Genomic DNA, 337 nt, shown 5'->3' with positions numbered 1-337 from the left:
TTGTGTACACAGGTTTTGGATCCAGCCCGGCAAAAATTTGGTCATCCGCTAACGATAACAAGCGGCTTCCGCTGCTTGAAATTAAATCGTCTCGTTGGTGGCCAGCCTAATAGTTATCACCTTAAAGGGATGGCCGCGGACATTCGCATTTCTGATTTTCAAAGTGCAAAAAGGCTGGCCGAGCTGCTCAACGAACAGCAGCTTTGCGACCTTGTCCTTGTTGAGTGTTCAAGGGCAGGCGGTCAATGGCTTCACGTGCAATTTTCGAGAAATCCGCGGCACAAAATAAATCTCAATTATCGCGTATGACTTTAGAGGAATTGAAGCAAAGGCAGAG

1 protein-coding gene is annotated in these 337 nt (G+C 47.2%); it reads left to right on the top strand.

Going from position 1 to position 337, the window contains the following annotated elements:
* Positions 1–309, top strand: a 309-nt coding sequence (locus tag J4G38_RS28005; protein ID WP_226164093.1) for a D-Ala-D-Ala carboxypeptidase family metallohydrolase, incomplete at its 5' end; no start/stop codon positions are given.
* Positions 310–337 lie beyond the last annotated feature (28 nt).

The organism is Hymenobacter terricola (genome assembly GCF_017921975.2).
GTDB classification, from domain to species: Bacteria; Bacteroidota; Bacteroidia; order Cytophagales; family Hymenobacteraceae; genus Hymenobacter; species Hymenobacter terricola.
Note: the sequence above shows the minus strand (reverse complement) of the source record. Positions and strands in the feature narration are given on the sequence as shown.